This window comes from Mucilaginibacter endophyticus (genome assembly GCF_003351025.1).
Taxonomy (GTDB): domain Bacteria; phylum Bacteroidota; class Bacteroidia; order Sphingobacteriales; family Sphingobacteriaceae; genus Mucilaginibacter; species Mucilaginibacter endophyticus.
In genome coordinates this window covers 995,240-1,016,077 of the sequence record NZ_QPCG01000001.1, presented here as the reverse complement: position 1 = coordinate 1,016,077, position 20,838 = coordinate 995,240, and the positions used below count along the sequence as shown (strand labels likewise).

The window sequence follows — 20,838 nt, the reverse complement described above, 5'->3', positions numbered from 1 at the left end:
AAGGCGATGAAACCTATTAAAATTGCCATAGCCGATGATTACACCATTTACAGGGAAGGCCTGAAAGTTGGCCTTACCCAGGATGAAAACCTGGAGGTGATACTTGAAGCCGCAGATGGAGAAGACCTGATAACGGGCATAGAAACCAATATGCCCGATGTTATTATCATGGACCTTAAAATGCCTGTAATGGATGGCATGGAGGCTACCAAACTGGTAAAAAAGCAATACCCGGATATAAAAATTTTAGTAGTAACGATGTATGACGATGAAAAGTTCGTGATTCATTTAATGGAAATTGGCGCAAACGGCTACCTGTTAAAAAACGCCGAGGCGGAGGAGATCAGGAAAGCGATTTACTCGGTTCATGAAACGGGCTACTACTTTAATAATATCGTAAGTAACGCGCTGTTAAAAAAGCTGGTGATAAAAGGCAACATCAAACCATCCTTTAAAGAAGGCGTTGAACTTACAGAACGGGAACAAGATGTGCTAAAACTGATCTGTGCCGAAAAAACAGCTAATGAAATGGGCAAACAACTTTTTCTTAGTCCGCGCTCTGTTGAAGGTATCAGACAACGGCTAATTGACAAGGTTGGCGTTAGAAATACCGCCGGGCTGGTCATGTTTGCAGTAAAAAATGGAATAATTGAATAAAAATAAACAAAAAGACAACATAAATTTTATTCAAAACAAAAACCACATTAAAATACACCTAAAAAACCACAATAAAATACAACATTAAATTAAAAATATCAGAATCAAGTCAATAAAAATCATTTAAAATCTATTTAAATCAAGTAATTAGCAATAAAAATTGCAAATAATTAAATAAATTATCGATAAATTTAATTTTCCTTAATATTTTTACAACTAACGTTGACTGATTGATTTAAGATTTGAATGAAAAGAAATATTCAATGCGATAATAACACGTGTTTTTTGTGCAAAGGCTGCATAAAAGAATGGCTGCCTGCCATAGCAGCCAATAAAAAGAACTTTAGCGTAAAAAAAGGACAGGTTATTTTCAGCGAGGGTGATCCTGTGAAGGGCATTTACTTTGTATATGAAGGCAATGTAAAAGTTCATAAAAAATGGGGCGCCGACAAAGAGCTTATTATCCGGTTTGCCAATAAGGGTGCTATTTTTGGTCACCGTGTTTTAGGCAAACACGCAACCCACTACCCTATTTCGGCTACAGCTTTAGAACCCGGCATAATATGCTTTATTGACATGGAGTTTTTTGAGGCTACCTTAAAGGTGAACCCTCAGTTTGCATACCAGTTACTTTTGTTTTTTGCTGATGAGCTACAGGAGGCTGAACACAAAATGCGTAACCTTGCGCATATGCCGGTAAAAGGTCGTGTAGCCCAGGCCCTCATAAGCCTTCAGGAACAATTTGGAACAAATCCGGATGGCCATATCAATGTAGAACTTACCCGGCAGGATTTAGCCTCTTATGCCGGCGCTACCTATGAAACGGTTTTCAGGGTGGTTAATGAGCTATTGCAAGAAAAACTGATAAGTACTAATGGTAAAAAGATCAGTATCGTAAACCATGACGGGCTGCTTACTTTAACACAGGATGATGATTTGTAAGGATGGGGCTAAATTGGCAAAGAATCATTCACCGGCCAATTTTAATATCTCGTTAAAAACGCTTTCAGAATATCTAAAATTTGTTTTCTGAACTTTATTAAGCATCGATCTCACATCTGGTATAATTCCATCTCGTTTTGCTTTCAGAAAAAGACCAAGTGTACCGGTAACATTCAATTGCAACCGCCTTGCTTTTTTACGGGCTTTATCATCATCCAAAACGATTAAGGAAGGAGGCGACTCAATTGCGAGAGCAATCGCGCTGGCTTCGCCGGCATCAACATCAAGCGTAGCTTGAAAACGCACATCTTTAACTTCTTTTATCTGAATCCAATCCGGCAACGGATCACCAAACTCGGTCGCAATAATTGTGGTGGTAACAACTGAGCCAAATAACGATTTTAAAAGACCTAATTCACCAATTTTATCGAGTAATATAAAACAAGTGGTATCAGCTATAACAATTTCATATGCTATCTGCATCGCTCAACATTTCGGATACAGGGTAATTTAATAATGCAACGTCATAATCAGACAACAACTCAGCGAAAGTACGCTTTGATAAACTCGCCATCTCTGCGGCTTGTCCAAGTGATAATTTCCCTGACTCATATAATTTTGCCGCAATGAAGCGCACTGTATCATATTGCTGCTCTCCAAGACTATCCGGCACCTGTAATGTTATTGTAGTCATATAGTAAATATACAAATTTCAAATAAAAGCCTAAAACCCTCACCCAACCAAATTCCGCACCTCTACCGGCGATAAGGATGTTTGCTTTTTAAAGAAGTTTGAAAAATGCGATAGCTGTTCAAAGCCCAAGCTGTAGGCAATTTCCGAGATGTTCCAGTCAGTTTGTTTGAGCAGGATGCGGGCTTCCTGGATAATCCTACTTGCTATATGCTCTGTTGTAGTTTTTCCGGTGCTTTCTTTTAACACCTTATTAAGGTGATTGCTGTGCACGGCAAGCCTGTCGGCATAATCTTTCGCAGTACGCAGAACAACCTTTTGACCGGGTGACGCTATCGGGAATTGCCTTTCCAGCAATTCGATAAATAACGATGAAACCCTTGCAGATGCATTGTGGCTATTGCTATAATTAGTAAAGGGCTGCAATTTCTGCCCGTAATGAATCAGCTCCATTACGTAGTTCCTGATAAGGTCATACTTGTATGGGTAGTCGGATGCTATTTCCTGCTGCATCTTTTTAAAAATGAAACTAATCTCCTCTGCCTGCGCGTCGGTAAGCATAAACACGGGGCAGCCTCCCGGACTAAAGATCGGTAATGCATCAAGCACTACACCACTTTTTGATTGTACCAGAAACGCGTCAGTAAAAATGCAGAAATACCCCGACTGGTCTGCATCCTGCGGCTTCCAACTGTACGGTATTTTAGGGGTGCCAAATACTAAAGCATTTTTCTCAATATTGATAATCTTATCAGCATATTCGGCAATATTGCGCCCCTTAACCAGGTTTATTTTGTAGTACAACCTACGATTGTAGGGCACATGGGTTGGATCCTTTTTTATTTTGGCGATTATGTCGGCAAGGTTAAAGACATTGAAATGTCCAACCTCTTTGTTAATATCAACAGGAAGCAAATCCTCCACTTTGCTATTGGTGATTGTGGCGGCATTTTTGTAAAAATCTTCTACAGTTACAGTTTTCATTTAAGCCCCTGAAGTTAATACACGAATTTAGCAATAAATACGCCACCACGTTTATGTCTAAATCATCGAGGTGTAAATAGTCAAAATAATCCGTAAAAAAACCGGCTCTAAAGTTAAAGCCGGTTCATATTTCTATTTATGCAAATGTTTTTTGCGCAGATACTCCAGCATTAACTGCGGGCGATCCGTTTGAATGATGGTAGCTCCGTGCGCGATGATCCAATCCCAGCTGTCTCTTTTATTATCATCTTCTACAGCGGTATCATCATCGTGCCCGGCATTTAATGAAGCCCAAAGCGAGTTGATCCATACTTTAGAGCCAGTTTGGGTAATAAATTTATTATCCCGCAAAACTGCCGAAGTGTCTTTGGTGAAATTCAATTCAAAGGCATACGGCTTCATATTTCTTAGGTAATCAACAATGATCTGTTTTGCTTCCGGTTTATCCAGGTTAACCACCGGCATATAAATAATGCTATCTATCAGGTTTGAATAACGTGCTTTAAGATCAGCATAAGGCACTTCAGATTTAAAAATAGCCTGTTGTACCGTTCCGGTTTCTTTTAAAACGGCAAGGGCTTCGTGATAATAGTCATAGCTTTTGTCAAGATTAACCTTTACACCGGTACCCTTAAGCGCCAACATTACCTCTTTAAGTGTCGGAATCTGGTTTTTAGTCACCCGCCCTATGCCATTCCTCAATCCAAATTTCCTGATCTCATCAAAAGTATAATCGGCAGGTTTGCCTTTACCATTTGTTGTACGATCAATGGTACCATCGTGCATGATCACCACTACGCCGTCTTTAGTTTTCTTTAAATCAAGCTCTACAATATCAACACCCATTTGCGCAGCATACTGAAATGCCCGTAATGAATTTTCGGGCGCGTTGCGCCAATCTCCGCGGTGAGCAGTTACCTGGATTTTGTTTTGAGCTGCTGCTGTAAATGAAATGGCAGAAGCCAGTATTAATAGTTTTAGTTTCATGTTATATAATATTCTATTTTAAAACGTCGCTGCTCGGCTTCGGCCAAGTGGCTATCCCCCCCGACCTTTAAACGGCGGCCAGAGGCCGCTTGATAGTTGCCACTCGGCTGGAGCCGAGCGACGGCAGGTTCTACCTTTTTACTTCATATCAATATCCGACACCCACCGATCGCTCACTCCAAATTGCTCATTTGGTTTATCGGCAGCAGTGATGATCAGTGTACCACCATTCATAATTTCTTGGTGGGTAAGCCAATTGCGGTTCAACTTTTTACCGTTTAACATGACCGACTGGATATACTTTTGCCCTTCTACATAGTTCGGTACGCTTATATTAAAAGTTTTGCCGCCCGGCCATACAAATTGCACCTGTTTAAACAACGGCACATTCAGATAGTATACCGGCCAGCCCACGCAAGCAGGTGAAACGCCTGTAGCAGCGAAAACAAACCATGCGGACATAGCCCCGGCATCATCATCCATGGTGCGCACGTAAGTATCAGGCTTGTTCTGGTAAATAACATCAACAAAGGGATCAATACCTCGGCTATTATCATTAAAATAATATTGCACTACGGTATCTGCTGCATACTTATGAACAGCGGCTTGTGATTTCCAGGGTTGTACCGATGCGTTGTACATAAATGGCGCCTGAATGTCAGGCTCGTTAGCATGATTATAATAGTCGTTATCAAAAAACTGATCTAACTGACGAATGTATTCTTTTTCGCCGCCTATCAGTTCGGCCAGGCCCTTGATATCGAACGGAACAAACCAACGGTATTGCCAAATGGTTCCCTGGTAAAGGCCCCGCGCCGAAACACGGTCGACATCATTTTTGGTGATATCTTTAAAATCCTTGTTCCAATACTCTTTATAGCCCAATGCTTTTTGTTTGTATTGATTGGCAAGCTCGGTTTTACCGGCGATAGCCAAGATTTGTGAAAATGCCCAGGTATCATAGCTTGATTCCAAAGCCTTGTCCGGGTGCGAAAAATCAAGCTTATCTACATCCGATTTCAGCGAATCTAAAACACCCGCAAAATCAACCTTGTAACCTTTGCGGTAAGCATCCAGCAATACAACAATGGCATGTTCGGTACGCACAGTATTTGAGGGCTCATTCTTTGTAGCATAATCCTTTTTACCGAAGCGGTAAAGGTTGGTAAGCGATGTAGTTATGGATTGATATCTGTCTGGATACAAAATGGATAACAACGGTAATTGCGTACGGTAATTATCCCAAATAGCCCAGCCATTATAAATACTGTCTTTAGTAGTTTGCAAACTGCCATCAGTTGCCCGGAAGCTACCGTCAGTCTCTGAAACCACGTAAGGCGATTGAACCGTGCGATAAAGCATGGAATAAAAAAGTTTTTCGCGTTCGGTATTACCCTTTACCTTAATATGGCTTAATACTTTGTTCCACCCTTCATTGCTTTGCATTTTCATTTGCTCAAAGCCGATGGTTTTAACCGATGCCTTAGCATGCGCTACATCAACCGAAGAAACAGCCACACTTAACTGCACCTGATCTGCATTGGCATTCGCTATTAATTTATGTGCGTCGCCCGGAACAAAAGTTACAGGCTGGTTAAATTTGATACAATAGTAAACCCGGTAAGTGCCCACATTACAAGTTGTTCGCGAATCTATCCAGCCGGTGATTTCGTTGTTTCCCAACTCATGCTCTTCGGCAACAAAACGGTTGGCAAGCGTATGACTTAAGTCGATAAAAAACCCCTTTTTGCCCTGCGGAAAGCTATAGCTTTCGACACCGGCATTTTGATAGACTGCAATTTTGGTTGAGATATGGTTACTGAAAGCTACCTGGTAAAATCCAGGTCCGGCTTGTTCCGTTACTTTGTTAAGAACAGAAGCGCCTGCATCATCACCTAAAAAAGGCTTAATTAAGATATTACCACCGCTGCCCTGGCAGCCCACACCCTCAAAACGGTTGTGGGTAAAGCCTAAAAACAACTTAGCCTTATGCTCGTAACCCATGTGCAGGTTAGGGTAAGTTTGAGGCCCTATACTTAACATACTGAAAGGATACGAAGCGGCAGGCGACATTTGCCCATGATCGCCGGAGGAGCCTACAAAAACATTTACCTGGCTGGCAGGGCTGGCTTCGGCGGGCTTTTTAGTTTGGGATGAAGCCTTAAAACCGATAAATAACGAAGAGAATACAGATAGAATAATGAACGTATTTTTCATGGCGCAAAATAAAAAAAGGAGGGGCTGGGCCCCTCCTTTTCTATGTAACATCAATATTAATAACCCGGGTTTTGGTACATCTTAACAGGGTCAAGTTTGTACTCATCAAACGGAATTGGATAATAACGATCTTTAGTAGTAAAGTTTGCCAATGAAGCCAAACCAAAATCGGTTTGCTTTTTAGCGTGGAAGTAAGCAACCAGTTCGTCGGTGGTAAACGTACGCAGCAAATCAAACCAGCGGTGGTGCTCAAATGCAAGCTCAACACGGCGCTCGTGTAAAATAGCAAGCTTAAGCGTTGGGTACCTTGTAGCATAATCGCTGTTAGTAATTGATACCGCATAGGTTGGCATACCTGCCCGGGTACGCACCTGGTCAAGGAAGCTGATAGCAGTAGCCTGATCGCCAAGGTAGTTGTTAACTTCGGCCAATGAAAGGATCACGTCGGCATAACGCATCAGGATCCAGTCGTTACCACCGTAACCGTTAATGCCTGCAGCAGTGCTAACATCTCTGAACTTAGTAACAAACCAATCTTTTACAATTGGATCATTCGCGTATTTTACAGAGAAAGTCATACGTGGATCGCCGGTTTCGTACTCGTTAATCAAATCATGAGTAACGTTATAACCTGCACCTGTCGACACTTTCTGCGAGTTAATAGTTTCTCCTTTAGCCTGGAAATTGGCAGCTATTGATGAGCTATAGTTTAAGTCGCCCTGGATATTCACAATCTGAAAGATCAGCTCCGGACATGTTGTTTTCTTAGAAACATCAAAAACATCGGTATAAGGAACGGCATTCAACGCGCCGAAAGTGCGCATGTTGTAAGCATTCATTAAAAATGTTTTAGCATTGTTAAGGTTAGCTGTACGGTTAGCCTGATCCTGTGTAGTAGCCATGGTAAGGTAAACCTGGCCTAACAGGAAGTTGGCAGCCGCTTTTGAAGCACGACCGGTTGAAGCCTGCAGGTTAGGCAGAGGGCTGGCAATCACATCGGTTAAATCGGTAACAATTTGCTGATAAACGGTTGCCTGTTTTTCGCGGAAAGTTTGTGCCGAAACATCGCCTGCTGATGATAACGCTTTTGTTACCAAAGGCACATCTCCCCAGGTACGTACAAGGTCAAAATAAATAAAGGCGCGCAAAAATTTAGCTTCAGCAGCATATTTCAGTTTTATTGAGTTATCAGGAAAAGGAACCTGGTCAATATGCGACAACACAGAATTTGCACGGCTAACTGTAGTGTACAACGATACCCAGTGGCTTTTAAGGTAAGTGTTGGTTGGTAATATAGAAAAGTTACCAAACTGGAACGGCTCACCTGAGTTTGACTGGTTATCCTGTGTACCGGTATCATCCGAGCGTTGATCTGTCCAAAGGTCGCTGCCTTCACCAACGTTATTTCCGCTGCGCAATGATTGGTATATACCGTTTACGGCCAGCAAAACGTCGTTAGGAGTTTTATAGCTCGCGTCAACTGATATGGCGTTCGGATCGCTTTCATTCAAGAAGTCTTTTTTACAAGACGGGGCTATCGCCACAACTGCAGCAAGGCAGGCCATGGCTATAAATTTCTTATTCATCATCTATATCTCTTTAAAAAATTTATTAAAAAGTAACATTAACACCTAAGTTGTACGACCTAACCAGTGGATAAGTACCATAATCGATACCTGGAGCAAGGTTAGGGTTTTGAGTGTTGTTTGAAGCAGAACCCGAATAGTTGTAATCAACATCAGGGTTATAACCTTTGTACTTGGTGATGGTAAACGCGTTAACCACACTTGCAAATACACGTGCTTTGCTCAGGCCTAAAGTTTGTTGTAAGAAGTTAGGCAGCGTATAACCTAAAGTAAGGTTAGTACAACGCAGGTATGAGCCGCTTTGCAGGTAAAAGGTTGATAAACGGGTACTGTTACTTTGTGTACCGGCACGTGAAGCGCGGTAAAATGAACCATCGCCAGGATCGGCTTCGTTACGATAACGTTGTGCAACGTTAGCATACTGGTTGCCTGAACCTTCCCCATTGTACAAGTAATAATCCTGTCCGTCAAGGATCTGGTTACCATATGAACCGTTAAAAGATGCACTTGCATCAAAACGTTTCCAGGTACTGTTGAAAGCAAAGCCGTAAGTGAATTTGGCGTATGGTGAACCGATAACGGTTTTATCAGCATCGTTAACAATACCGTCTTTATTGGTGTCAACAAACCAAAGGTCACCAATTTTGGCAGGGTTTGTTTGTGAGGCCGATGGTGCTGTTTTACCTAAGTTTGAAGCATTAATTATACCACCAACTTTAAAGCCGTAAAACATACCTAAAGGCTGGCCTTGTGTTGTGATGCTGGTTAAGTATGAACGCTCAGCGCCGTTAATGATGATTGTATTTTGTGCAGGCAATTTAACTACCTTGTTGCGGTTTAATGAAATGTTACCGCTTGCACCAAAAGTAAAGTCCTTGTTGTTGATGATCTTACCGTCTAACTGCAGGTCAAAACCGGTGTTACGGATTTTTGAATCGCGCAGGTTGGTAAGGATGGTTGTACTGCCCGAAATAGCCGATATTGGCTGGTTGTACAACAGGTTGTATGAATAACTCAGGTAATAGTTGGCAATAACCTGCAACCTGCCGTTAAATAAACCTATATCAGTACCAAAGTTATACTGCGAAGTAGTTTCCCATTTCAGGGTGTTGTCTTTAAGACCACCAGGATAAGTAGCTGTTACGGCACTGTTACCATCAAGTACTACACCTGTAGGAGTTGCCAATGTTTGCTGGATGTTGTAGTTACCGATGTTGTAGTTACCACTTTTACCCCAGCTTGCACGGATTTTAACTGTTGATTGATCACCAAGAAAGCTATGGTAGAACGATTCGTCAGAAAGGTTCCAGCCTGCAGCAACAGAAGGGAAATAACCATATTTATTTGCCGGTCCGAAACGTGATGAACCATCGGCACGGAAAGATGCGGTTAAGAAATATTTACCAGCGTAGTTATAGTTGGCACGACCAAGATATGACAACAAAGTGAAAGCATTTTTGTAAGCTGAGTTTAAGCTAAAGTTAGCCGCCAAAGCTCCTTTGTTTGATATTTCGGGGATATTGTCATTCTGGAAACCGTTAGCAGTAACACTAAAATAGTCATTAGTAGTACGCTGCGCTGTATAACCGGCCAAAGCATCAAAATGGTGTTTACCAATTTGTTTGTTATAGTTTAAGGTAAACTCGGCAAGCTTATCAACCGTTGTTAAGTTTGAAGCCTGAGCGTTGGCTGCCAATATTGATTGTTGAGAACCCGGAGGGAAAGCACCGCTACTCAATGTAGTAGGGTAATAATAATCGTACTTTTCAGTATAAGTTTGAGTACCCAGGTTAGTTTTAAAGTTAAAACCAGGTAATATGTTATACGTTACGTTAGCATTATAAGTGCTGCGGTAACCTTTCCTGTTAATTTTAACACGCTCTGCAAGGGCAACCGGGTTTTCAATTCCCTGGTAACCATATTGGGTTGAACCGGCAGCTTCAGCATTGGTTGCCAGTGTACCATCGGCGTTATAAGCCGGCAGATATGGCATATAGATCAAAGCGCCCAACACCGGGCCGTGGTCAAAACGACCTTCAGGAATTTCCTGGTTGGTGTTTTGAGTATACGATACGTTTGCGCCAATGTGGATACGTTTGCTTACATCGCCCTCAACATTTGAACGGAAGTTATAACGCTGCTGACCTGATGATACGATAATACCAGGGTTGTTTTGGTAAGAACCGCTAACATAATAACGCACATTATTAGCTGCGCCACCAGAGAATGAAAGGGTATGTTTCTGGAAAATAGCGTTACGATATAATTCGTCCTGCCAGTCGGTATTTACAGTTTGCTTAATAGGGCTTTGTGTTGCAAAATTGTATAAACCATCCGGGATACTCACGCTACCGGTATTACCAACATTGGCAACACGGGTTGCATTGTTATCAGAGTACATGGCGTCGTTCCAAGTGTGACCGCTGTTTATCCAAAGATCATGATAAGCGTTGTTACGGCCATCAATAACCAATAAAGCAGCCTGATCGGCATCTAACAATTTCACTTTGTGCGCAAGCTGGTCAACACCGGTTTGTACATCATATTCAAAACGGCCTTTGCCTTCCTTGCCTTTTTTGGTAGTGATCAATACTACACCACCAGAAGCACGGGAACCGTAAATGGCAGCAGATGCAGCATCTTTCAAAATGTCGATGCTTTCGATATCATCAGGGTTAATGAAAATATCATTGCCCGCAGGATAGCCATCAATTACATATAAAGGATCAGAGCTGGCATTTAACGAACCAACACCTCTTACCCTGATCTTGGTGCTTGTGTAAGGCGCACCACTGGTTTGTGATATTTGCACACCTGCTACTTTACCTGCAAGGGCCTGGCCTAATGAAGGAGCCGAAAGATTAAGATCACCCGGTTTTATGCTGGCAATAGCACCGGTAACATCGCTTTTACGGATAGTTTGGTAACCGATGGCTACAACCTCGTTTAGCATGTTTGCCTTTGGCTTCATCTTAACGTTAATGGTTGATGAATTGCCAACAGTTACTTCCTGCTGATCGTAACCAATAAAATTGAATACCAACACGGCGCCTTCTTCGGCCGAAATGGTGTATTTACCGTTTGTGTTAGTTGCAGTACCCTTGTCAGAACCTTTAATCCTAACAGATACGCCTGGTAATGGAAGATTAGTTTCGTCGGTAACTGTACCGGTAATTGGCTTTGCGGCATTAAATACTATATTCTTTGCCGAAGCGTTTGAGATAAAAGGTTTTAGCAAAACCAGTAAAAATAATACAGGAATTAAAAAAAACCTGCTCAAAAGATTTGGATTAATCTTTTTATTCATACTTTTAAAATTGATTGTTGAAAGAAATGACTTAAAGCCTTGGACCGCTTTTGAGTTATTTGACAATTTTCCCGGACCAGGTGAGTGTTAGCGCATTCACCGGTTCTTAGTTTTATCGCCGAGCTCGATGTTAAGTTGAAGTTAATGTTACATAGGCGACTTTTTTAAAGAAGTGAGCAAATAATTAATAGTTTCATAATTATTATTGCGTTAATATTAAACAATATTAATATAGAGTTATTAATATTGTAATAATTGCAGCAAAGCTAAACCAGTTATCTTAACCAAAGGATACTTTAATGTTAAGTTTATATTAACAAGCAATAAAAAATGCCTGCCGTTTTTGCGGGCATTTTTACTTTAGTTACGTTTTAAACACTACCATGAAGTAGTGGTAAAATTCACGTTATTTTTTCGTGATGAAGTAACGGCTATCCCCTTAACATCGCCACCAAGCAATGAAAAACCTTCCAGCTCGTCGCCCCTGTCTATGCCGTCAACCTGGCTAAGCACCACCTGCTTACCCGCCTCAATTGACTTTTTAAGATCAACGTAGGTAAACCGCCATTGCCTGCCTTCAAGTTTATTCTGGATAAGCACCAGAACGCCTTTATCAGCCTTCCAAAACAGGTTTTGTACCCATGGTGTGCATGTAAACTTTTTGTAAAGCACGCCAGGCTCCTTAGTGCTTTTGGCTTTTGCCAGCTTTTCAGGGTCATATAAACGCACTTCGTTGCCGTGATCGCCATAATCGGCAGTGGCTACATACCACTTATTATTATATTTAACATACTCCGGCCGGGTGCCTTGTATACAGGCGTCATCCTCAATGGTGTTAATCAGGTTACCATCAAGCGTGCCGGTTTTAAGTAAGCCTTTCCAGTTTACGTTATAAATTACCGCGCGCCATTGGCTGCCTGCCGCGTTTAGCCTGATAGAATTACCAATAAAAGTTGGCCCCTTATCATTATTATAAGCAATACCGGTTGGATGATTAATAACATCCTGTCCGTTCTGGGTTAACTTATATTCTTTATGCTGATACACCAGACTATCGTGCTCCAGCCTAAACTCGCGGATCATCCCTACTTCCCTGTCGCCATATAAAAATATACGACCATTTTGGTAAGAGATGCCCTGACAGGCGCCCAACGAATCGACGGTGATGGCGCGGTCAAGCTTTTGATCAATTGTCCCGGTGGTGATACTGCCGATACCTAAAACAGCAGCTATTATAGTTAGAGTAAGTTTTTGCATGTGTTTAAATAATGTAATTACATTAATGACCTGGCAATCGCTTTAAGCTTTGCGCATTCTGCTTTCAGCTTTCTTAACGAGGGTCAAGTGGTTCGTCCGGGTCAATTTGTTTCGCTTCTTCAACCGGGTAATATTCTACTTCGGTTTCAGAGTTGCGCTTGGCCAGTTTATAAGGCACATAGTTGAGTTCCTTTTGGCAGCGGGCATCCATGGTCATGATAAAATCAGTTTGTGATTTATCGGTTACTACAATCCCCGGCTTATCGGCAGGAATGCCATATTTATAAAGCAGCCTGGCGCTGTTACGCATGTTGGTAGTGGTATGACGTGCATGTGGTTCAATGATGATCACGTTTTCGGCAATGTGAAGTGTTTTCATCAGGTAAACCTTCATCTCTTCGGCCTCGTTATATTTTGTTTTATAAGGATGCACCTTACCGCCCGACACAATAATAAATGGTGCTTTACCTGCTTTGTATTCCTGTACCGCCAGCCTGCAGCGCAACATCCCCTCCCCGCTCAGCGGCGATGTTAAATTATCAGGCCCAGCACCCGGCACAAGGATGTTTGAATATGGATAATCGGCCCACTTAATGGTTTTAACACGGGCTACAGCAGCCTTATTAGCGTTTAATTCCATGGGTTCGTAATTAGCAGGATCCTGCCTTTCGTTGATTTGCAAATAAAGCAAAGCCGCCTGCATAGCCGGTTCAAAAAACAATTTCGTTCCTTTTATATCACCCACCAGGGTAGCAGAGGCATCATACATCAGCGTATAATAAGCCCTCGACTTAACATTATAACTAATAGAATCTATTTGCGGATAATTAGGCTTTTTACCTTCGGCATAAACACCTATTGTGTAGTTAATACTACCTGCATCTTGCTCCCATGCTTTTACAAGCAATTGCTCTGGCGATAGCTTTTTATACAAGCTATAAAAGCCCGATGGGAGCAGTTTTAATTTAACCAGCTTATCAAGCGCGTTACCTGCTTTATACAAAGCAGCAAGGCGTTCGCTCACCGTTTTGATATCATCATCAGTCAGTTTTACGGCTGCTGTAAGGCATGAGGCATCTTTACAATCGGTAAGTGAAGCGTTAAGGGCGCTTAGTTTCTTTTGTAAAAGCTGCGCCAGTTCCGGATCATTTTTGAGTAAAGCGCTTACTTCGGCATCCTGCTCAAAAAAAGTAAGCAGCCCGTAGTTTTTTGTTTTTACATAATCTGTCGGGGCATTTTTAACAGGGGCCGGGGCTTGCGCAGAGGCGCTTAAACCACCCAACCCAAGCATTGTTAGTAGCAGGAGTTTTTTCATTGAGCTGTTTTTTAACAAGGCGCAAATAACGCCTAAGCAGATAAACTCAAGGTTAACTACCAGTAACTTTCCTCTTACAAAACAGGCCTAATTTTGATTTAAAATAAGATATGCCACCTTTTGGACAAAATAATCCATGTCAATTTTGATATTTGCAAAAGCTGATAATTATACCGAATATCCCTCATGGAAAATGCCGCCTTACTAAAAGCCATTATTGAAAACGCTATTGATGGTATTATCACCATTGATGAACGGGGGAATATCGAGACCATCAACCCTTCGGCATGTAAACTTTTTCAGTACGAACCCAGTGAGGTTGTTGGTAAAAATGTATCCGTATTAATGCCCCTGCCTTACAAGCAGGAGCACGATCATTATATTGATCGATATCAAACTACCGGCAGGGCGCACATCATAGGTATAGGTCGTGAAGTAACGGGACTACGGAAGGATGGCTCGCAATTCCCGTTCAGGCTTGGCGTTAGCGATGTAAATTTTTCGGGCCGTAAAATATATGCGGGCTTTATCCATGACCTTAGCCGCGAAAAGGAAGCTGAAGATAAACTGAAAGAATACGCCGCTCATCTGGAGGATGTTGTAGAAGAGCGTACGCTGTCATTAAAACAATCAGTACTGGAGCTACAAAAAGCTAAGGAAGAAGTAAGCCAATCCCTCGAAAAAGAGAAAGAGCTGGGACAGCTAAAAAGCCGTTTTGTATCCATGGCATCGCACGAGTTCCGCACACCATTGAGCGCTGTACAACTATCGGCCTCACTTATTGATAAATATGCCGAGCCGCTGCATAGTCCGCAAATAGGCAAACATGTGAATAAGATCAAGAACGCTGTTGGTAACCTTACCACTATCCTGAACGATTTTCTTTCGCTCGAAAAATTGGAGGCCGGGCGTGTTGAACCATCATATACTTCTTTTGATATCGTTAAGCTGGCCGAGGAAATAACTGAAGAAATGCAGCTCATGGCTAAGCAAAATCAAAATATCCTTTACCAGCATACCGGTACTACCAGTATGGTACAGCTTGATATCAACCTGCTTAAAAACTGTATTATCAACCTTATTACCAATGCCATCAAATATTCGGGCGAAAACAGCTTTATTGAATTTAATACTGAAATAAACGAATCCGGCTGTTCGGTAACTATCAAAGACAACGGCATAGGAATACCGGAGAGCGATCAGAAACACTTATTCGAAGCATTTTTCAGGGCGCATAATACCGGTAATATTCCGGGTACCGGTTTAGGACTCAATATTGTTGCCCGGTATGCAGCGCTCATGAACGGCAGGGTTGATTTTGAAAGCAATGTAAACGAAGGAACTTCATTCACCATTTCATTCCCCGCATAATGAGCCAAAAGATCCTGATCATAGAAGATAATACCGACATCCGCGAAAACGTAGTGGAAATACTGGGCCTGGCCGGTTACACTGTTTTTGAAGCGGATAATGGCAAAACAGGTGTGGACCTTGCCATAAAAAACCTGCCCGATGTTATCTTGTGCGATATCATGATGCCCGAGCTTGATGGCTACGGCGTTTTATACATGCTGAACAAAAACCCGGAAACAGCCGCCATCCCCTTCATATTTTTAACCGCGAAAGCCGAACGGATAGACCAACGCAAGGGCATGGAAATGGGCGCAGATGATTATCTGACCAAGCCTTTTGATGATATGGAATTGTTGAGCGCTATTGAAAGCAGGCTCCGCAAAAAAACTGCCCAGCAAAACTTTTATAGCCAATCGCTTGATAGTTTAAGTTCTATCGTATCAAAAAACACCGGTCTCACCGAACTAAAGCGCATTATTGCCGAACGTAAGGCGCGCCTGTTTAAAAAAGACCAGGTTATTTATTATGATGGCGATAAAGGGAATGGCTTATACCTGATATTGAGAGGCAGGGTTAAAACCGTTAAACTGGCCGACGATGGCCGCGAACTAATGACAGGCATCCACTCGGCCGAAGAGTACCTCGGTGTAAATGCCATGCTCTCCAACGAGGCCTACACCGATACCGCGACAGCAATGGAGGATAGCCTGCTCTGCCTTATTCCTAAAGAACAGTTGGATAACCTGCTTAATTTATACCCGGATGTAGCACGCGAGTTTATCAAGTTACTCTCCAACCATATCCGCGACAGGGAAGAACAACTTTTGCAACTGGCCTATAACTCGGTACGGAAAAGAATGGCCGATACCCTGATGCGATTGTATAAACAACAGGGAGGTGATTTCAAGGTATCCCGCGAGGACCTTGCAGCCATGGCCGGTATCGCGACAGAAACTGTAAGCCGTACCCTCACCGATTTTAAAGATGAAAACCTTATTGATAAAAAAGGAAGCCAGATCACAGTGCTTTCACCCGAACGGCTTGGCAAAATGAAAAACTGACCGTCGTCACTTTTTTAGCTGATATTGCTCATTCTTGCAACGATGGCTTAAGGATAGCTTTGCATTTGGTTAAGTAAATTAAGGATGAAAGCGATAGCCTACAGTATCAAACCCTTCGAAAAAGAGTTTCTGGCGATAGCCAACCATAAAAAACATGAGATTACATTGATATCAAACAATCTCACAACAGATACCGCCATATTTGCGGAAGGGAAAACGGCAGCTATCATAACCGCTGACGATGAAGTATCAGCCGATGTTATGGAGAAGCTTGCAATAGCGGGCATCAAATATATTATTACCCGATCATCCGAAACCAGCCATATTAATAAAGAAGCAGCTGCGCTATTTGGCATTAAACTGGCCAACATTCCCGCTATCTCCTCAGAACATGCCATGAGTTATGATGATGAATTGCAGGAAACAGCCAACCAAACCATCCGCTGCCTGGATTTGTGGCAGCTAAATAAATGTATAGGCAAAGCTTGTGTTTGTGCTAAAGGATGCAGGGCTGTGGTAGAGGATGAAACAAAAGAAACCGCATAGTTCCCTCTAACCTATATTTCTAAAGTTGCCATTTTACTCTATCTAAAACAAGTACGTGGTATATCTCCTGATATGCGCCGTGGGTGCTACCCTATTAATGAAGTTTATAATCGATATTGTAAGGGTAGCCTCTATGAGGCAAAGGATTGTTGTTCCTATTTTACTACAAATAGATATCCCCTACGGGGAATTGTAAATGAAGAGTTATAAAGCATATGCGTTTCAATAAAAAAACAAACAGACTTATTTCTGTATCAACACCAGCAATTGCTGTGGGGTTTCGTAGATTGTACCTTTATAGCTAAGGGCTTTAACGCCAACACATACGGTATCTACAACCTTAGCAGCATGTGTGATGTAGATTTTTCCCCTCACATCCGGCTCGGTGCCGTCATTTACCATTTTCATACCGCTTAGCAATTGCATCACGCTGTCGATACCAGGCTTTTTGTCAAAGTGTTTTTCTTTTCCTTCGGGAAAGTAATAATCAAACTTATCGCAGGTGATCCTAAATTGTGTTTCGCGGCCAAGCTCAGTAAACTTGAACTTGATGGATTGTACATCATCATTTGAAGCGGTTTTGCTTTTGCAGGCTGCAAATAATAAAGCCACAAATAAAATAAGCTTATAATTTTTCATTATTGGTTAGATACTGTTACGGTTTAAATAAAGTTAAGATGTTTCTCAATAGAATAAAAGTGGTACAAGCATCTATATTCCTCTTCTAAGAAGCATTGAATGTATGCATTTTTGAACTTATGCGCCTAGGTGCTACCTATTTGTAGAACAGGTCAACCAACGGCCTTATGCGCCGTAGGTGCTACCCTAACAAAGATGCCTATAACCTATAGCAAGAGGGTAGCCTCTACGAGGCAAAGGATGATAATTATTTCTTTACTACAAATGGGTATCCCCTACGGGGAAATCGGGGGAACATCAAGATTGCGTACGGAAAATAATTGAAGATGATCTAAGGCTCCCTACTTCAACTCATCCAGTACCCGAAACATTTTTTCTTTGATCCCCCGGCTCGATCCGCTGAAATTATTGACCATGATAGAAAAACAAAGCTCTCGCCCGTTTTTGGTTTGATAACCAGCATAGCACAACACATTGTTGATGCTTCCGCTTTTCATTTTCATATCATTATAAACCGGCAAACTGGTATAAAAATCAGCAAACCAACTTTCTTTTTTAGCCGATTGCAGGATGCGCGCCAGCGTAAGGGTAGTTACCCTATCGCCTGGCGAAAGACCGCTACCATCATAAATATTTAAACTCCGCGTATCTATTCCCTTTGCGGCCCAAAACTTTTGCACCTCATCTACGCCGTTAGCAGTTGTAGGTTTTCGCCCCTGTTTCCAGGCAATGGTTTTGAGTAATTGCTCGGCATACAGGTTTATACTTTTCTGGTTAAGCCAGTAAACTATTTTGCTTAAAGCAGGCGAAGATATAGTAGTCAGATTTTTGGAAATTACCGGCAAGGGTAAGTTTTTAGCGCTCAATGTTGCTGCAGATTCTGGTTCGTTACCGATTATAATACCTAAACTCCGAAGCGTATCATTAAGGCGCAAAGCAGCATCATAAGCGGCATCGGGCAGGGCTGCCGAAATACTTTTCTTCTCCTGGTCGATAGCATACGTGCCACGCAGGTACATTACTTTGCTTCCAACCGGCAGAAACGCGTAAGCGTTATCTCCCGAGCCCGATGAGCCATTGATCAGTTCGCTTTTAAATGAGAGATAAGGCATTAGCGGAACAGTACGGGATACCCCAACCGGGTTACCAACAACACCCGTGCGCAGTTTAATATCAAACTGGTTTTCGCGCCAGCAAAGGCCGGAGGTACCTGCTCCGTAGTAATTGCCTACGTCTTGCCAGATCCATCCTTCGGGGATAGACTGGGTTCCGAAAATACTGTCATCACCAATAACTTTGCCGGTAATTTTTTTTATACCTGCTTTTTGCAGGGCACCTGCCATCAGGGCTAAAACGTGCCCCTCTTTGGTTTGCTCATAACGCCAGCTGCCCAGGGTTGGGTCGCCGGCGCCTTTAATGATAATATCGCCGTTCAGGGTTCCATCAGCGCCAATATCGCCGGTATAACCCAATTGCGTTTGATACTGAAAATCCGGACCTAAAACATTAAAGGCCGTAATACTGGTAATGGTTTTTAGCGTTGAAGCTGTAGCCAGGCCCATATTCGGATTTCCGGCAAACACCTGTTCACCGGTTTTAGCATCAAGCACAGTTAACGAAACCGAAGCATAACTGCATTGGCTATCGGCCTGCAACCGGCCAAATGCACTTGATATTTTTTGCTGAAGCGTTTGCCCCGCAACAGATCCTCCTATAAATAAAAAACTAATTATTAGTAAGCGCCTCATCCTGTTTCTTAACGTTCCGCTGCGAAATAAAATATATCGGTACCCCAATCAATACAATTATAAACCCTGGCCAAGTAAACTGGGGTTTATAAATGATGAGCAATACACAAAATATCAATCCCATAACAATATATATAGCCGGTAAAATTGGATAACCTAACGCTTTGTAAGGCCGCTCGGCATTTGGTTGTTTAGCCCGCAAAATATAGATTCCCAAGATAGTGAGCACATAAAAAATCACTACCACAAAAGAGATCATGTCCAGCAGATCACCATACCGGCCGCTTAAGCAAAGTATAGATGCCACTACAGCCTGAATCCATAACCCAAACTCGGGCACGCCGGCTTTGTTCAATTCGCCTGTTTGTTTAAAAAACAATCCATCTTTTGCCATGGTGTAATAAACCCTGGCGCCTGACAATATCAAACCATTATTACAACCAAAAGTTGATATCATGATCATAACCGCGATAATGTAAGTACCAAGGTTTCCGAATATGATATGCGATGCAGCTACGGCAACACGGTCTTTATCGGCAGTAGCGATATCATGCATCGATAGCACGCCGGTATAAGCAACGTTGGCCGATACGTAAATGATGGTAACGATCAAAGTACCCAAACCAAGACTTAAGGCTACATCCCTTTTAGGATTTTTCATTTCGCCGGCTATAAAGGTCACGCTATTCCAGGCATCGCTGCTGAATATCGAACCCACCATAGAGGCTGCAATAGCGCCCATCGCGGTTGCAAGGGTAAGACCGACGGTTGTATTGTCGGCTTTAAGGTTGTGGATGTCCCAGGCATTGCTCCAGTTGGCATGCCATATTTCGGGCTTCAAGGCTACAAAACCAAATATGATCAAACCAAACAAACTCAAAAGCTTGGTAAGTGTGAATGTGGTTTGAATAATTTTACCGCTTTTTACCCCTTTGGTATTGATGTAGGTAAGTACCACGATAATAAAAATCGACATCAGCTGTGCGGCGCTGATCTTAAGGAAGCCTATCTGAAAAAGGATATTATCCTCGCTAAAAGCCGGGATCAAATAAGCGGTAAACTTACTAAAGGCTACCCCTACCGCGGCGATGGTACCGGTTTGGATCACCGCGAAAAAACTCCATCCATATAAAAAAGCGATCAGCTTATTGTAAGCCTCTTTTAAATAAACGTACTGCCCACCTGCTTTTGGGAACATGCCGCTTAATTCGCCATAGCTGAGGGCGGCAGTAAGGGTCATAAATCCGGTGATTATCCAAATGGCTATGAGCCAGCCGGCCGAGCCCACGTTGCGGGTAATATCTGCACTAACAATAAAAATACCTGAGCCTATCATGGAGCCTGATACCAGCATGGTACCATCCAGCAGGCTAAGCTCATGTTTCATTTTGGGTTGCGATGAGTTTTTCGCCATATATAATTTTAGAGTTTAAATCTCTAAACTATTCAAAAACTTTAATATTAAGGATCACTATTGTAAATAAATAAAATTACTATTTTGCAATACCAATTATTATTTACACACTGTGTAAAAACCAACACAGTGCC

Annotated in this window: 17 protein-coding genes; 5 read left to right on the top strand and 12 right to left on the bottom strand. The window is 42.2% G+C overall.

Annotated features, from left to right (window positions below; genetic code table 11):
• Positions 1-6 precede the first annotated feature (6 nt).
• On the top strand, positions 7-657 hold the full coding sequence (locus DUL71_RS04155) for a response regulator transcription factor (RefSeq protein ID WP_114936866.1): 651 nt from the start codon (positions 7-9) through the stop codon (positions 655-657).
• 246 nt (positions 658-903) lie between these two features.
• The gene (locus tag DUL71_RS04150) at positions 904-1,599 is read left to right on the top strand and encodes a Crp/Fnr family transcriptional regulator (RefSeq protein ID WP_112575137.1); all 696 of its coding nucleotides are present in this window, start codon (positions 904-906) and stop codon (positions 1,597-1,599) included.
• Positions 1,600-1,623: 24 nt separating this feature from the next.
• On the opposite strand, the gene DUL71_RS04145 is transcribed toward DUL71_RS04150, so the two are convergent.
• The 9 genes from DUL71_RS04145 to DUL71_RS04105 all read right to left on the bottom strand — a co-directional run bounded on the left by DUL71_RS04145 (position 1,624) and on the right by DUL71_RS04105 (position 13,943).
• Positions 1,624-2,082 carry a PIN domain-containing protein gene (locus tag DUL71_RS04145; RefSeq protein ID WP_114936865.1) on the bottom strand — a complete coding sequence of 153 codons (459 nt, stop codon included), beginning with the start codon at positions 2,080-2,082 and terminating at the stop codon, positions 1,624-1,626.
• Complete coding sequence (locus DUL71_RS04140; protein WP_114936864.1) at positions 2,066-2,293, bottom strand: UPF0175 family protein; 228 nt, start codon at positions 2,291-2,293, stop codon at positions 2,066-2,068. The genes DUL71_RS04145 and DUL71_RS04140 overlap by 17 nt, the downstream gene beginning before the upstream one ends.
• 39 nt (positions 2,294-2,332) lie before the next feature.
• Complete coding sequence (locus DUL71_RS04135; protein ID WP_114936863.1) at positions 2,333-3,274, bottom strand: helix-turn-helix domain-containing protein; 942 nt, start codon at positions 3,272-3,274, stop codon at positions 2,333-2,335.
• A gap of 132 nt (positions 3,275-3,406) precedes the next feature.
• Positions 3,407-4,261: a glycerophosphodiester phosphodiesterase family protein gene (locus DUL71_RS04130; protein ID WP_114936862.1), complete on the bottom strand. Its 855-nt coding sequence runs from the start codon at positions 4,259-4,261 to the stop codon at positions 3,407-3,409.
• A gap of 138 nt (positions 4,262-4,399) precedes the next feature.
• Positions 4,400-6,478: a glycoside hydrolase domain-containing protein gene (locus DUL71_RS04125; RefSeq protein WP_114936861.1), complete on the bottom strand. Its 2,079-nt coding sequence runs from the start codon at positions 6,476-6,478 to the stop codon at positions 4,400-4,402.
• 56 nt (positions 6,479-6,534) lie between these two features.
• Complete coding sequence (locus tag DUL71_RS04120; protein WP_244228696.1) at positions 6,535-8,067, bottom strand: RagB/SusD family nutrient uptake outer membrane protein; 1,533 nt, start codon at positions 8,065-8,067, stop codon at positions 6,535-6,537.
• A 22-nt stretch (positions 8,068-8,089) separates the two neighbouring features.
• A complete protein-coding gene (locus tag DUL71_RS04115) occupies positions 8,090-11,371 on the bottom strand; it encodes a SusC/RagA family TonB-linked outer membrane protein (RefSeq protein WP_114936859.1) in 3,282 nt (1,093 codons plus the stop codon).
• A gap of 378 nt (positions 11,372-11,749) precedes the next feature.
• Complete coding sequence (locus DUL71_RS04110) at positions 11,750-12,628, bottom strand: hypothetical protein (RefSeq protein WP_114936858.1); 879 nt, start codon at positions 12,626-12,628, stop codon at positions 11,750-11,752.
• 73 nt (positions 12,629-12,701) lie between these two features.
• On the bottom strand, positions 12,702-13,943 hold the full coding sequence (locus DUL71_RS04105; protein WP_114936857.1) for a YdcF family protein: 1,242 nt from the start codon (positions 13,941-13,943) through the stop codon (positions 12,702-12,704).
• Positions 13,944-14,129: 186 nt separating this feature from the next.
• On the opposite strand from DUL71_RS04105, the gene DUL71_RS04100 reads away from it, so the two are divergent.
• The 3 genes from DUL71_RS04100 (at position 14,130) to DUL71_RS04090 (ending at position 16,903) form a co-directional block, all read left to right on the top strand.
• A complete protein-coding gene (locus DUL71_RS04100; RefSeq protein WP_114936856.1) occupies positions 14,130-15,314 on the top strand; it encodes a PAS domain-containing sensor histidine kinase in 1,185 nt (394 codons plus the stop codon).
• On the top strand, positions 15,314-16,357 hold the full coding sequence (locus DUL71_RS04095) for a response regulator (protein ID WP_114936855.1): 1,044 nt from the start codon (positions 15,314-15,316) through the stop codon (positions 16,355-16,357). Before DUL71_RS04100 ends, DUL71_RS04095 begins: the two co-directional genes overlap by 1 nt.
• 84 nt (positions 16,358-16,441) lie before the next feature.
• Positions 16,442-16,903 (top strand): Rossmann-fold NAD(P)-binding domain-containing protein, encoded by a 462-nt coding sequence (locus DUL71_RS04090; protein WP_114936854.1) that lies wholly within the window; start codon positions 16,442-16,444, stop codon positions 16,901-16,903.
• Between the two features lie 243 nt (positions 16,904-17,146).
• Here DUL71_RS04090 and DUL71_RS04085 read toward each other — a convergent pair whose 3' ends face one another.
• The 3 genes from DUL71_RS04085 to DUL71_RS04075 form a co-directional block, all read right to left on the bottom strand.
• Positions 17,147-17,542 carry a hypothetical protein gene (locus DUL71_RS04085; protein ID WP_114936853.1) on the bottom strand — a complete coding sequence of 132 codons (396 nt, stop codon included), beginning with the start codon at positions 17,540-17,542 and terminating at the stop codon, positions 17,147-17,149.
• A gap of 341 nt (positions 17,543-17,883) precedes the next feature.
• Positions 17,884-19,290 (bottom strand): D-alanyl-D-alanine carboxypeptidase/D-alanyl-D-alanine endopeptidase, encoded by a 1,407-nt coding sequence (dacB, locus tag DUL71_RS04080; protein ID WP_114936852.1) that lies wholly within the window; start codon positions 19,288-19,290, stop codon positions 17,884-17,886.
• Positions 19,268-20,704, bottom strand: coding sequence for an APC family permease (locus DUL71_RS04075; protein ID WP_114936851.1), 1,437 nt, complete (start codon positions 20,702-20,704; stop codon positions 19,268-19,270). The genes dacB and DUL71_RS04075 overlap by 23 nt, the downstream gene beginning before the upstream one ends.
• Positions 20,705-20,838 lie beyond the last annotated feature (134 nt).